9 protein-coding genes are annotated in these 13332 nt (G+C 67.3%); 6 read left to right on the top strand and 3 right to left on the bottom strand.

Annotation, left to right across the window (positions count from 1 at the left end):
- The first annotated feature begins 17 nt into the window (after positions 1-17).
- The 3 genes from RJ527_09895 to lpdA are packed head-to-tail and all read left to right on the top strand — an operon-like array spanning position 18 to position 6153.
- Entirely contained in the window at positions 18-3005 is a 2988-nt protein-coding gene (locus tag RJ527_09895; protein ID WND74359.1) for a 2-oxoglutarate dehydrogenase E1 component, read from the top strand.
- 54 nt (positions 3006-3059) lie between these two features.
- Positions 3060-4682: a 2-oxoglutarate dehydrogenase complex dihydrolipoyllysine-residue succinyltransferase gene (gene odhB / locus RJ527_09890; protein WND74358.1), complete on the top strand. Its 1623-nt coding sequence runs from the start codon at positions 3060-3062 to the stop codon at positions 4680-4682.
- A gap of 58 nt (positions 4683-4740) precedes the next feature.
- A complete protein-coding gene (gene lpdA, locus RJ527_09885; protein ID WND74357.1) occupies positions 4741-6153 on the top strand; it encodes a dihydrolipoyl dehydrogenase in 1413 nt (470 codons plus the stop codon).
- Between the two features lies 1 nt (position 6154).
- Here lpdA and RJ527_09880 read toward each other — a convergent pair whose 3' ends face one another.
- The gene (locus RJ527_09880; protein WND74356.1) at positions 6155-7048 is read right to left on the bottom strand and encodes a LysR substrate-binding domain-containing protein; all 894 of its coding nucleotides are present in this window, start codon (positions 7046-7048) and stop codon (positions 6155-6157) included.
- A gap of 141 nt (positions 7049-7189) precedes the next feature.
- Here RJ527_09880 and RJ527_09875 point away from each other — a divergent pair, with 141 nt between their 5' ends.
- Together RJ527_09875 and RJ527_09870 are read left to right on the top strand one after the other, a co-directional pair.
- Positions 7190-8026: an EamA family transporter gene (locus RJ527_09875; GenBank protein WND74355.1), complete on the top strand. Its 837-nt coding sequence runs from the start codon at positions 7190-7192 to the stop codon at positions 8024-8026.
- Positions 8027-8076: 50 nt separating this feature from the next.
- Positions 8077-9297: an MFS transporter gene (locus tag RJ527_09870; GenBank protein ID WND74354.1), complete on the top strand. Its 1221-nt coding sequence runs from the start codon at positions 8077-8079 to the stop codon at positions 9295-9297.
- Here the strand turns inward: RJ527_09870 and RJ527_09865 are convergent.
- Positions 9294-10256, bottom strand: a complete 963-nt coding sequence (locus RJ527_09865) for a tyrosine recombinase XerC (protein ID WND74353.1) — start codon at positions 10254-10256, stop codon at positions 9294-9296. The two genes, RJ527_09870 and RJ527_09865, sit on opposite strands and share 4 nt — an antisense overlap.
- Positions 10253-11002, bottom strand: coding sequence for a DUF484 family protein (locus tag RJ527_09860; GenBank protein ID WND74352.1), 750 nt, complete (start codon positions 11000-11002; stop codon positions 10253-10255). The genes RJ527_09865 and RJ527_09860 overlap by 4 nt, the downstream gene beginning before the upstream one ends.
- Before the next feature lie 110 nt (positions 11003-11112).
- On the opposite strand from RJ527_09860, the gene RJ527_09855 reads away from it, so the two are divergent.
- Positions 11113-13329 carry a primosomal protein N' gene (locus RJ527_09855; GenBank protein WND74351.1) on the top strand — a complete coding sequence of 739 codons (2217 nt, stop codon included), beginning with the start codon at positions 11113-11115 and terminating at the stop codon, positions 13327-13329.
- Positions 13330-13332 lie beyond the last annotated feature (3 nt).

The following is a 13332-nucleotide window of genomic DNA, read 5'->3' as shown; positions in this document are numbered from 1 at the left end:
GGTTCGCGCCTTATCGCATGACGGAAATCGATCTCGATCCGACGCAATTTCTCTATTCCGGTAATACGGTCTACGTGGCGGAACTCTATGAACGTTACATGGACGATCCCGGATCCGTGGATCTACGCTGGCAGGACTTCTTCAAGGGACTGGAAGATGACGCCCGCGGATTCGCCAAGGAACAGGACGGCGCCAGCTGGGCGCCGCGGTCCGAGAAAATCCTGGGCCACGGCGACGTCGTTCCCCTGACCGACCACCTGACCGCGGCCCAGCAGGGCCGCCGCCGCGACGACCGCGGACGCGACCAGGACCCGGCGCAAGACCGCATGAGTTCCGCCAAGGTTCGCGAGGCGACCCTCGATTCCCTGCGTGCATTGATGCTGATCCGCGCCTACCGCGTGCGCGGCCACCTGCACGCCAACCTGGACCCTCTCGGCCTGACCGAACCGGCGCCCCATTCGGAACTGGACCCGGCGACCTACGGCTTCACGGACAAGGACTGGGACAGGGAAATCTTCATCAACTACGTCCTGGGCCTGGAAACGGCGACACTGCGCACGATCATGCAGATCCTGAAGGAGACCTATTGCGGGTCCATCGGGATCGAGTTCATGCACATCCAGGACCCCGATGAAAAATCCTGGCTGCAGGAACGGATCGAGCGCATCCGGAATCAGACGTCGTTCACCAACGAGGGCAAGCGCGCGATCCTCAACCGCCTGATCGAGACGGAAGGCTTCGAGCGCTACCTGGATAAAAAGTTCACGGGCACCAAGCGGTTCGGCCTGGACGGCGGGGAAAGCCTGGTTCCGGCCATGGAACAGATCTTCAAGCGCGGCAGCCAGCTGGGCATGGAGGAAATCGTTCTCGGCATGGCCCACCGCGGGCGCCTCAACGTGCTGGCCAACGTCATGTCCAAGCCGTTCCAGGCGATCCTGAACGAATTCCAGGGCGGGGCTTCCAAACCGGAAGACGTCGGCGGATCGGGCGACGTGAAATATCACCTGGGGGCGTCGGCCGACCGCGTGTTCGACGGCCGCGCCATCCACCTGTCGCTGACCGCCAACCCGTCGCACCTGGAATGCGTCAACACGGTCTGTCTGGGCAAGACCCTGGCCAAGCAGCGCCAGCGCAACGACCCGGAAATGGAAAAGGTGATGTGCATCCTGCTGCACGGCGATGCGGCCTTCATGGGACAGGGCATCATCCAGGAGACCCTGGACCTGTCCAACCTGAGCGGCTACCAGACCGGCGGCACCATCCACATCATCATCAACAACCAGATCGGCTTCACCACCAATCCGAAGCAGCACCGCTCGTCACCCTATTGTTCCGACGCGGCCAAGATCGTTTCCGCGCCCATCTTCCACGTCAACGCCGACGACGTCGAAGCCGTCGTCCATACGGCGCGCATCGCCACGGAATACCGCCAGCGCTTCAAGAAGGACGTGGTCGTCGACATGATCTGTTATCGCCGCCACGGTCATAACGAAGGCGACGAGCCGATGTTCACCCAGCCGAAGATGTACAAGACCATCCAGACGCATCCGACCACGCTGAACATCTACGCCCGCAAGCTGATCCACGAAAAAGTCCTGACCGAGGACGAAATCGAAAAGCAGATGCAGACCTTCATCACCACCATGGATGAAGCTTTCGAGGCGTCCAAGGGCTACAAGCCCAACAAGGCCGATTGGATGGACGGCGTGTGGGCCGGCATGGCGGTCGCCTCCGGCGACGCCCGGCGCGGCGAAACCGGCTGCTCCATCGATTTCCTGAAGGAAGTCGGCGCCGGCCTGACCCGGCTTCCGGGCAACTTCACCCCGCACCCCAAAATCGAACGCCAGTTGGCCGCCAAGGCCAAGATGATCGAGACCGGCGAGGGCATCGACTGGTCGACGGCCGAGGCCCTTGCCTTCGGCACCCTGGTCGTCGAAGGCCATCCGGTGCGCCTGTCGGGCGAGGATTGCGAACGCGGTACGTTTTCACAGCGCCATTCCGTGCTGATCGATCAGGAAAACGAGGACCGTCACACCCCGCTCGCCAACATCCGTTTCGGCCAGGCGCCGTTCGAGGTCCTGAACTCGCCGTTGTCCGAATTCGGCGTGCTCGGCTTTGAATACGGCTATTCGCTGGCCGAACCGCAGACCCTGACGTTGTGGGAAGCCCAGTTCGGCGATTTCGCCAACGGGGCGCAGGTCATCATCGACCAGTTCATTTCCTCGGGCGAACAAAAGTGGCTGCGCATGTGCGGCCTGGTGATGCTGCTGCCGCACGGCTACGAAGGCCAGGGGCCGGAGCATTCATCGGCGCGCCTGGAACGCTATCTGCAGAATTCCGCCGACGACAACTGGCAGGTCTGCAACTGTTCCACGCCGGCCAACTATTTCCATGTGCTGCGCCGCCAGATGCGCCGCGACTTCCGCAAGCCGCTGATCCTGATGACGCCGAAATCGCTGTTGCGTCACAAGCTCTGCGTTTCCAGGCTGGAGGAAATGGGCCCCAACACCACCTTCCACCGGGTCCTGTGGGACGACGCGCAACTGGTCAAGGGCGGCCTTGTCGCCGACGACAAGATCAAGCGGGTCGTGCTGTGTTCGGGCAAGGTCTATTTCGATCTGTTCGAGGAACGCGCCCAACGCGGCATCAAGGACGTCTATCTGCTGCGGGTCGAACAGCTTTACCCGTTCCCGCATTCCGCCCTGGTCGAGGAATTGAAGCGTTTCAAGAACGCCGAGATCATGTGGTGCCAGGAAGAACCCAGAAACATGGGGGCCTGGAGCTTCATCCTCGAGCCGATGATGGCGGTCATGGAGGAACTGAAGCGGAAACAGGCCAAGCCGTCCTATGCCGGCCGTGCCGCCGCCGCGGCGCCGGCCACCGGCAGCGCCAACAAGCACAAGGTCGAACTGGACGCCTTCATGAACGACGCGCTCACCGTCCAGGCGCCGCCGCGCGCCAAAACCAAGGCCCCGGCCAAGGCGCCGGCCAAGGCCAAGAAATAACGCCGGAACCGGTCGCAGGGTTTCGAGCAGTCGATAATCGCAAGGGAAGAATTGATGACCGTTGAAGTTAACGTCCCGACGTTGGGTGAATCCGTTACGGAGGCGACCGTCGGCAAATGGACCAAAAGCCCGGGCGACGCCGTCGCCATGGACGAGGCCCTGGTCGAACTGGAAACCGACAAGGTGACCATCGAGGTCAACGCCCCCGCCGCCGGAACGCTGGGCGCCATCGCTGCCCAGGAGGGCGAGACGGTGGCCGTCGGCGCCCTGCTCGCGACCATCCAGGAAGGGGCCGCCCCCGCCAAGGCGGAAGCCAAACCGGCCGCCGCCCCGGCTGCGGCACCCGCCGCCGCGAAATCGGGCGGCGGCAAGACGGTCGACATCGTCACCCCGACCATGGGCGAAAGCGTGTCCACGGGCACCCTCGGCACCTGGGCCAAACAGGTCGGCGACACGGTCGCCGCCGACGAGGTCCTGGTCGAGGTCGAAACCGACAAGGTGACCATCGAGGTCAACGCCCCCGCCGCCGGGCGTCTGGCCTCCATCGACGCCCAGGCCGGCGCTGAAGTCGGCCCCGGCGTGAAGATCGGCACCATCGAAGCGGGCGCCGCAGGCGCCGCCACCTCTCCCGCCGCCACCCCGGCCCCCGCCGCAGCCCCCGCACCGGCCGCCAAACCGGCCGCCGCCCCGGCACCCGCCGCCGCACCTGCGCCGGCGCCCGCCGCGTCCGGCAGCCGTCCGCCGCTGTCCCCCGCCGTGCGCAAGATGGTGGATGACAACGACCTGGACCCCGCCCGCATCGCCGGCACCGGCCCCGACGGCCGCATCACCAAGGGCGACGTGCAGCAGGCCATCGCCAACGGCTCCGCCAAGCGTCAGGCGGCACCAGCCCCCGCCGCAGCGCCCCGTGCCGTCGGACCGGCCCCCGCGCTGACCACGGAAAACATGTTCGCCCCCCGCCCGCCCCGCGCCCCCAACGACCGCGAGGAACGGGTCAAGATGTCCAAATTGCGTCAGGTCATCGCCCGGCGCCTGAAGGAGGCGCAGAACACGGCGGCCATGCTGACGACCTGGAACGAGGTCGACATGGGCAACGTCATGGCGCTGCGCGCCGAATACAAGGAAGTGTTCGAGAAAAAGCACGGGGCCCGCATGGGCTTCATGTCGTTCTTCGTGCGCGCCGCCTGCATCGCACTCAAGGAATGGCCCGCCGTGAACGCGGAAATCTACGGCGACGAGATCATCTACAAGAACTACTACAACGTCGGCGTCGCCGTCGGCACGCCGCAGGGCCTGGTCGTGCCCGTGCTCAAGGAAGCCGACAAGATGGGCTTCGCCGACATCGAGGGCGGCATCGCCGACTTCGGCCGCCGGGCCCGCGACGGCAAGCTGGGCATGGACGAGATGACCGGCGGCACCTTCACCATCTCCAACGGCGGGGTGTTCGGCTCGCTCAACTCCATGCCGATCCTCAACGTGCCGCAGTCGGCGATCCTGGGCATGCATTCGATCCAGAAGCGCCCCATGGTGGTGAACGACGAGATCGAAATCCGGCCCATGATGCACCTGGCCCTCAGCTACGATCACCGCATCGTCGACGGCCGCGAGGCGGTCAGCTTCCTGGTCCGCATCAAGCAATGCATCGAGGACCCGCAGCGCATCCTGTTGAACGTGTGACGCAGCGGGCTACATTAACCAACGAGACTCCCGAAACACGATCAGGAGCGATCAGATCATGAGTGACGCTTACGACCTGGTGGTCATCGGCGGCGGGCCCGCCGGCTATGTCGCCGCCATCCGCGCGGCCCAGCTGGGCATGAAGACGGCCGTCGTCGAAGGACGCGGCGCCCTGGGCGGGACCTGCCTGAACGTGGGCTGTATCCCGTCGAAGGCGATGTTGCAGTCGTCCCACCACTTTGAGATGGCGGACAAGGAATTCGCCCACCACGGAATCGACGTTTCGGGCCTGAAGGTCAATCTGAAGACCATGCTGGCGCGCAAGGACAAGGTGGTCGAGGGCCTGACCGGCGGCATCGAGATGCTGATGAAGAAGAACAAGGTCGACTACATCAAGGGCTGGGGCAAGATCGACGCCGTCGGCAAGGTGTCGGTAAAGCCGCTTGAGGGCAAGGCCAAGGCGCAGGTGCTTGAGACCGCCAACATCCTGATCGCGACCGGCTCCGAGGTCACGCCCCTGCCCGGCGTCACCATCGACGAGAAACAGATCGTCTCAAGCACGGGCGCGCTGGCGCTGCCCAAGGTGCCGAAGACCATGGCCGTGATCGGCGCCGGGGTCATCGGGCTTGAGCTCGGCAGCGTGTGGCGGCGGCTGGGTGCCGACGTCACGGTGGTCGAATTCCTCGACGTCGCCCTGCCCGGCATGGACGGCGAGGTGTCCAAGCATGCGCAGCGCATCCTGAGCAAGCAGGGCCTGACCTTCAAGATGAAGACCAAGGTGACGGGCGCCAAGGCCGCGTCGGGCGGCGTGACCCTGACCATGGAGCCGCGCGATGGCGGCAAGGCGGAAACGCTTAAAGTCGACGTGGTGCTGGTCGCCATCGGCCGCCGGCCGTTCACCGAAGGCCTGGGCCTGAAGGAAGCCGGGGTCGAGGTCGGGGACCGCGGGTTCATTCCCGTCGATGCCGACTATCAGACCAACGTGGAAGGCATCTATGCCATCGGCGACGTGATCGGCGGCGCCATGCTGGCCCATAAGGCCGAGGACGAAGGCGTCGTCTGCGCCGAGATCATGGCCGGGCAGACCGGACATATCGATTATGGCGCCATCCCGGGCATCGTCTACACCCATCCGGAAATCGCCGCCGTCGGCAAGACCGAGGAACAGTTGAAGGAAGCGGGCATCGCCTACAACAAGGGGAAATTCCCCTTCACCGCCAACTCCCGCGCGCGCTGCAACGACGACACGGACGGCTTCGTGAAGATTCTGGCCGATGCGGCGACGGACAGGATTCTCGGCTGCCACATCATCGGCCCCCAGGCCGGCGACCTGATCCAAGAGGTCGTCAACGTGATGGAATTCGGCGGTTCGGCCGAGGACATCGCGCGCATCTGCCACGGCCATCCGGGCCTGCCGGAATCGGTCAAGGAAGCGGCACTCGGCGTCGCCGGGCGCGCGATCCACATCTAGATCAGGGCGCCACCCCGCCGACCCGGAATTCCGTCAACAGCCAGGACTTGAAGGCGAGCACGGCGGGATCCGCCGCGTCCGCCGCCGTGGCCATGACATAGTCGTTGCCGGACGGCAGGAACCCGAAGGGGGCCACGATATGGCCCTGCGCCAGTTCGCCGCGGATCAGCTGTTCCGGCACCACGCCCAGGCCCAATCCGCCGCGCACCCCTTCCAACAGAAAGTAGTAGTGATCGAACCAGGTGACCGAGCCGCCGTCGGGCAGCACGGCGCCGGCAGCGTCCGCCCAGTCCTGCCAGGCTTCCGGCCGGGTCCGGGTGTGCACCAGGGGGGCGTCGCGCAGGTCCAGGGACGCACCGATGGCAAGACTGTCGGCAAGCCCACGGGACAGCACGGGACCCACGGTTTCCCGTTCCAGCACGGTGACGTCGATGTTCTTGGGCCAGGGGGCGCGGCCGACCCGGACCGCGACGTCATAGGGCACCGCCGGGGCATCGAGCGGCCCCACGTCCTCGACCAGTTTCAACTGCACCCCCGGCCAGGCGGCCTTGAACAGATAGATGCGGGGGATCAGCCAATGCAGCAGGAAGGTGCCCAGGCAGGACACGGTGATTTCATGGCTCGCGCCACTCGGGCGCACCGTGTCGACCGCACGGGCAATCTCGCGGAACCCCTCACCCAGGCCGCGCGCCAGGCGTTCGCCCGCCGCCGTCGGCGTCACGCCCCGTCCGCGCCGGGTCAGCAGGGCGACGCCGAGGTCGTCTTCGAGCCGGCGAATCTGGTGGCTCACCGCGCTATGGGTGACGGACAGCTCCGCCGCCGCCGCGGTCAGGCTGCCGCTGCGCACGACGGTCTCGAACACCCGCAGGGCGGTCAGGGGAGGCAGTTTGTTCATAATACAAATAAAACTAACATGTTTGGTTAATTCTTATCATTAAATCATTGGAAAACAATAAGTTATGTTTCCGAGCCTGAACATAATTTTCTTTACGCGCCGGTCGCCCTCGATCCGGCGTCGCCCAAAGGCAATCGAAACATGGAAAATTGGATTCTGGCGCTGGTGCTTCTGGCCGCCGCGCTGCACGCCGGCTGGAACCTGCTGGTCAAGATGCGCGGCGACAAGCTGGTGATGATGGGCGTGATCGACGCCGGGCACGGCCTGCTCGCCCTGCCGCTGCTCCTGCTTTTTCCGTTTCCCAACTGGGAGGCCTGGCCTTACATCATCGCCTCCGCCGTCCTTCATGCCGGCTACAAGCTGTTCCTGGTGCGCGCCTATGTCCACGGCGACATGGGCGTGGTTTATCCCATCGCCCGCGGCATGGCGCCGGCCCTGGTGGCGCTCGGCGCCTATATGTTCGCCGGGGAAAGCCTGAGTCCGGCGCAATTGGCCGCCATCATCGCCATCGCCATCGCCATTTCCGGCCTGACCTTCGCCAACGGCTGGCGCGACCTTCCGTTATTGGGCCTGGCCTTCGCCGTGGGCACGGCGGTGTTCATCGCGTCCTACACGGTCGTCGATGGGATCGGCGGGCGGCTTGCCGGCAGCGCCCATGCCTACGCCTTGTGGATGTTCGTGACCGACGCCTGCCTGTTCACCCCGCTCGTGTTGCTGCGGCGCGGGCGGCAGTTTCTGGCCACCGCCAAGGAATACTGGCGGCCGGGCCTGACCGGCGCCGCCATGTCCATGAGCGCCTATTGGATCGTCATCTGGGCCATGAGCGTCACGCCCATGGCGCCCGTTTCCGCCGTGCGCGAAACCAGCGTCCTGTTCGGCGCCCTGCTGGCGGGCTTCGTCCTGAAGGAAGGCCGCCTGGTTCTGCGCCTTACAGCCGCGGTCATCATCGCGGGCGGGGTCATCAGCCTGCAGATCTAGGACCATCCTGAGGGCGCGACGGCGCGCTCAGATCAAGGTAGTCTTTCGGCATGTTCCGCACGCCCGGTCCCGTCCTGATCACCGTTCTCATGTGCCTGGCCCAGGTCGCGACCCTGGTCGACGTCTTCGTGTTCGCGACCCTGATCCGCACGTTCGAGACGGAATGGCTTTTGACCAAGGTCGAACAGGGCTGGGTGCTCGGCATCTATCATGCGGGCTACGTGCTGGCCGTGCCGGTCATCATGGCCCTGACCGACCGGGTCGATGCGCGCCGGCTCTACATGGCGGGATGCCTGTTCATCGCCCTGGCGGCGGCGGGTTTCGCCTTCCTGGCCGAAGGGTTCTGGTCCGCCCTGCTGCTCCGCGCGCTGTCCGGCTTCGGCTTCGCCGCAACCTACATGCCGGGACTACGGGTGCTGGTCGACCGCTATCCCGGCGGCAACGAAGGCCGCGCCATCGCCTTCTATACCTCGAGCTGGTCATTGGGCACGGCAGTCAGCTATCTGCTGGCGGGCGTGCTGGGCGAGGCGCTCGGCTGGCAGGCCGCGTTCCTGGCCGGCGGCGCGGGGGCGCTGGCCGCCTTCGTCCTGGTCCTGGTCTGTCTGACGCCCCTGGCCCCCACGCAGGCGCCGGAGCCGACGCGCCTGCTTGATTTCCGGCCCGTGCTGCGCAACCGCCCGGCCATGGGCTATGTCCTCGGCTACGCCGCCCATACTTATGAATTGTTGGCCTTCCGCGCCTGGCTGGTCGCCTTCCTGGCGTTTTCCCTGACCCGGCAGGCCGAGCCCATGGTCGGTTGGCTGGCCGAACCGTCGCGCATCGCCATGTTCACGGCCCTGGCCGCCATGATTTCTTCCATCGCCGGGAACGAGCTGGCCCAGCGCCTCGACCGGCCCCGCTTCATCGCCGCCGTGCAATGCCTGACGGCAAGCCTGGCCTGCGTGATCGGCTTCCTGGGCGCCCTGCCCTACGAAGCCGTGGTGGTACTGGTCATCCTCTATGCCCTGCTGGTGCAGGCGGATTCCGCCTCGCTCACCGCCGGAGTGGTGGGGGCGGCCGAGGACGGCCGCCGGGGGGCGACCCTGGCCGTCTACAACCTGGTCGGCTGGACCTGCGGCTTTGCCGGACCCGTGCTGGTCGGCGCGGTGCTGGGGGCGGCGGGCACGGAAAGCACCACCGGCTGGGGCATGGCATTCATGGTCATGGGGGGCGTGACGTTCCTGGGTGCCGCGGCGGTCAGAATCCTCGCGGGCACGCCGCGTGCGGCTTAGACCTTTTTGCGGGCCCTGGGGTGGGCGTCCTCGTAGACGGCGTTGAGCCGCGCCATGTCGACGTCCGTGTAGCGCTGGGTGGTCGACAGGGACGCATGGCCCAGCAGTTCCTGAATGGTGCGCAGGTCGCCGCCGCCGGCCAATAGGTGCGTGGCGTAGGAATGACGCAGCGCATGGGGCGTCGCCGTGTCAGGCAGGCCCAGAAGGGCGCGCAGATTCCGCACCCGGGCCTGGGCGACCCCAGCGGCGAGCCGCCCGCCCCGCGCGCCCAGGAACAGCGGCGTGTCGCCGCCGCCGGCAACGGGGCAGATATCCAGATAGGCGTCGATCGCCTGCCGCACCGCAGGCAGGACGGGAACCAGGCGGTCCTTGTTGCCCTTGCCGCGCACCATCAGGGTGTCGGCCGGATTGCCGTACCGGCCCGGCGCCTGGTCGCGGTTGAGGTCGAGCGCCTCGCCGATGCGCAGCCCACAACCGTAAAGCAGCGTCAGCAAGGCGCGGTCGCGCAGGCCGATCCAGGCGTCGTCGGCCATATCCGGGGCCGACAAAATCAGGTCGAAAGCTTCCTCGATGCTGAGCGCCTTGGGCACGGACTTGGGCACCTTGGGTGTGCGCAGGGCGCCGATCGCCGAATTGCGCACCACCCCCTGTTTTTCCAGAAAGCGGAAGAAGCCACGCAGGCAGGACAGCGCCCGGGCGATGGAGGTGCGCGACAGGCCCCGGCGGTTGAGGTCCGCCAGCCAGGCCCGGAAGTCGAGCGGCTTCAGGCCCTCGATCTCCGCAAGCCCCGGCGGCCCGCCCAGGTGGTCCGCCATGAAGCGCAGAAATGCGGCAAGGTCGTGCTGATATCCCGCAAGGGTGTGCTTGGAATAACGCTTTTCGTGAGCCAGCCAGTCCCGCCACCGCGACGCCGCGGCCGCCAGAGCGGGATCGCAGGTCAGCTCCGGCGCCAGGGTCACATCGAGGGTTCCTGCATGCGCTCGATGCAGTTTTCCAGCACACGGGCGAGGAACACCACCAGTTCCGTGCCCTGGCCCGGCTGGAAGAACGAATCGGAGCGCGAGCCCAGCGCCATCAGGCCCACGGGCGTGCGCGGACCCGGGCGCAGACGCGCCACGGCGGCCGACTGCACCAGACCGGCGGCGGCGCCGAACACGGAGCCGTCGTCGGCGATGTCGCGGTACAGCTTGGCCTGACCGCCCGATCCCAGCAGGGCATCGACCAGCCCCGGCTTCAGGTCGGTGATTTCCGGCGAGACCAGCCAGGACAGGGGATTGTCCGACGGCTCGTAGCCGACACAGACGATGTCCACGTCCAGAAGCCGGGCCAGATCGTCGTTGACGACGCGGATCAGGGCTTCGAAATCGCGGGCGCCCAGAAGGGCGAGCACCGCCGCGTGGGTGCGCTGCTGCACCGACATGTTGGAGCGCGAGGTCTCGATCACGTCGCGCACGCATTCGCGCAGTTCCTCGACCGCCTCTTTCTGCTGGTTCAGCAGGGCCTGCTGGAAATCCACCACCTGGGCCCCTTCCTGGGGGCCTTCCTGGGCGAATCGGCCCGGCATGTTCATGAAGGACAGCACTTCCAGGCGTTCGCGGAAGAAGTCCGGATTGGCCACCAGGAATTCCGCCACGTCGTCTTCCGACAGGCGGATATCCGCCGTTTCCAGGGTCTCGGCGGCGACGTCGTCCTTGCCTTGGGGCATCCCTTGGGTCCTTTCGTGCTCACGCGCGGTGAAAGCGCGCCCCTATGATCCCTATTATAATGCCTTGAACCCCTCACCCATAGGCCGCCCCAGGAAGTCCGAACGCCGACATGACTGACGCCCCCCGCGACGACGCCCCCCGCAGCGACCCGACGCCCTTCCCGCCGGGGACGCGGGTCGCCGTGCGCCTGCCGCTGCCGCTGACGGACGCCTATGACTACCGGGTGCCGGCGGACCTGACCCTGGCGGCGGGGGATTTCGTGCGCGTCCCCCTGGGCCCGCGCCGCATGGCCGGCGTGGTCTGGGGCCCCGGCACGGGCGACGTGCCCGACGCCAAGATGAAGGAGGTCGCGGGATTGCTCGACGCACCCCCCATGACGGCGGAGGCCAGGGCCTTCGTCGACTGGGTCGCCGACTACACCCTGAACCCGCCGGGGGCGGTCCTGCGCATGGCGCTGAGCGTGCCCGAGGCGCTGGAGCCGCCCAAGGCCCTGACGGCCTACCGCCCCGCCGATCCCCTGCCGAACCTCAAGATGACCCCTGCCCGCGACCGCGTCCTCGCCGCCGCCGGCGACGGGCCGCCGCGCCAGGCGGCGGAACTGGCCCGCGCCGCCGGCGTCACGCCGGGCGTGGTGGCGGGCCTGGCCAAGGTCGGCGGCTTGACCGCCTGCGACCTGCCGGCCTTTCCCCCGCCCCCGCCGCCGGACCTGGACCGCCCCGGCCCGGATCTGTCGGCCGAGCAGGCGGCGGCGGCCGACGCGCTGAGCGCCGCCGTGCACGACGGGTTCTCCGTCCAGGTTCTGGAGGGCGTGCCGGGATCGGGCAAGACCGAGGTCTATCTGCAGGCCGTGGCCGAAGCCGTCGCGCGCGGCCGCCAGGTCCTGGTGCTGCTGCCGGAAATCGCGCTGTCGGCGCAATGGCTGGAACGCTTCGAGGCACGGTTCGGCAGCGAGCCCGCCCTGTGGCATTCGGAAGTGACCCAGGCCCAGCGGCGGGAGACCTGGCGCCATGTGGCGCTCGGCCAGGCGGACGTGGTGGTCGGTGCGCGCTCGGCCCTGTTCCTGCCGTTCCGGGACTTGGGATTGATCATCATCGACGAGGAACACGACGGCTCCTTCAAGCAGGAGGAAGGCGTCGTCTACAACGCCCGCGACATGGCCGTGGTGCGGGCCCAGATGGGCCGCATTCCCGTGGTGCTGGTGTCGGCCACGCCGTCGCTGGAAACCCAGGCCAACGTGGACCGGGGCCGCTATGCCCATCTCCACCTGCCGGCCCGCCACGGCGGCGCGGACCTGCCGGATATCGAGCTGATCAACATGACCAAGACGCCGCCGCAGCGCGGCCAGTGGCTGTCCCCGCCGCTGAGGGAAGCCATCACGGCGACCTTGGCGCGCGGCGAGCAGGCCCTCCTGTTCCTCAACCGCCGGGGCTATGCGCCGCTGACGCTCTGCCGGACCTGCGGCCACCGCCTGCAATGCCCGCAGTGCACGGCTTGGCTGGTCGAACACCGGCTGCTGCAGCGCCTGCAATGCCACCACTGCGGCTATCAGATGGCCCCGCCCCCCGCCTGCCCCGAATGCGGGACGGAGGATTCGCTGGTGCCCTGCGGGCCGGGGGTCGAGCGCCTGGAGGAAGAGGTCCGCGCCCTCTACCCCGACGCCCGCATCGCCATGGCGACGTCGGACAACCTGTACAATCAGCGCACGGCCCGCGACTTCGTCCACCGCATCGAGGCCCATGAGGTCGACCTCATCATCGGCACCCAGATCGTCGCCAAGGGCTATCATTTCCCGCTGCTGACCCTGGTCGGCGTGATCGACGCGGACTTGGGCTTGTCCGGCGGCGACCTGCGGGCGGCGGAGCGCACCTATCAGCTGCTCTATCAGGTCGCCGGGCGGGCCGGGCGGGCGGAACACCCCGGCCGCGTGCTGATCCAGACCTTCATGCCCGAGCATCCGGTGATGGACGCCATTCTGAAGGGCGACCGCGCGGCTTTTCTGGCCGCCGAGGCCAAGGGCCGCGAGGAAGCCCATATGCCGCCCTACGGACGCCTGGTCGGCGTGATCGTGTCGGGCACGGACGAGGCCGCCGTCGACGCCGGGGCCCGCGCCCTCGGCCGCGCGGCGCCCAAGGGGGCGGATATCCAGGTTCTCGGCCCGGCCCCGGCGCCGCTCGCCATGATCCGGGGCCGCCATCGCCGCCGCCTGCTTCTCAAGGCCGGGCGCGGCACGGCGGTACAACCCCTGGTGCGGGCCTGGATCGCCCGCGCGCAGATTCCCAAGAAGGTCCGCGTCCAGATCGATGTGGACCCTTACTCGTTCATGTAGGGC

The sequence above is a fragment of the Thalassospiraceae bacterium LMO-SO8 genome (assembly GCA_031655335.1).
Lineage (GTDB): Bacteria > Pseudomonadota > Alphaproteobacteria > Rhodospirillales > Casp-alpha2 > UBA1479.
The sequence above is the reverse complement of the archived record's forward strand: the minus strand, read 5'-3'. Positions and strand labels throughout refer to the sequence as shown.